Source organism: Xenorhabdus sp. IM139775, from assembly GCF_028598745.1.
GTDB lineage: Bacteria > Pseudomonadota > Gammaproteobacteria > Enterobacterales > Enterobacteriaceae > Xenorhabdus.
The window spans coordinates 1-746 of sequence record NZ_JAQRFK010000227.1 but is presented as its reverse complement, the minus strand read 5'-3'; the positions used below and the strand labels follow the sequence as shown (position 1 = coordinate 746).

Below are 746 nucleotides of genomic sequence, written 5' to 3'. Positions count from 1 at the left end.
CGTAAACGAAAAATAGCCGGCATGAGTAGTGACTATTTGGATAAGGTATTAATTTCCGGTTTGACGGCTTTGGGTGAGAAATGAGCACTCGTGCTCTTACCCTGAGGTCGATCACGGCGTAAGGGATAACCCACAAAAAAGAATAGGTATGGAGAACGTTCGAAAACCTCGAGCGACACTTTTGCGACACTTTACCACAGGCATAAAAAAGCCACTCGGTATTGAGTGGCTTAATTAGCTGATTTAACAGCAAAAATTTGGTGGCCCCTGCTGGACTTGAACCAGCGACCAAGCGATTATGAGTCGCCTGCTCTAACCACTGAGCTAAGGGGCCAGTGAAGTGGGAAGATTATACGGTACAGTTTAGCCTTAGGTCTAGCCCCCAAAATTTACATGCGTGTTTTATATACAATAATGAGCATTTTTTAACGCTTTTTAGCCTGCTGGAAGTCATCTGAACACTTTTTTAGTGATGTTGATTACTTTTATAATAAATATTTCTGATTGTTTACTGTGCTTTGTCCATAATTTGGCCAATTAAATCTTCTTCGTACAGTTTTGTGTTTTTTATAAAACTATTTCGGTAAATCAATATGAAAAAACACCATTTATCAGCCGCTATTGATGCTCATCACCAAATAGAGGATCATTTTTTCTCATCTATTAGGGTGTGTTGACGTTTTGTGAATGGAATTTGAACAGCATGATGATTTGGTATAATCACTTTCGCCAAAAAACAATCAAAC

At 38.9% G+C, this 746-nt stretch carries 1 tRNA gene; it reads right to left on the bottom strand.

Annotated elements, in window-relative coordinates:
• Positions 1 to 258: 258 nt before the first annotated feature.
• Positions 259 to 334 (bottom strand) — tRNA-Ile (locus tag PSI17_RS17160).
• Positions 335 to 746 lie beyond the last annotated feature (412 nt).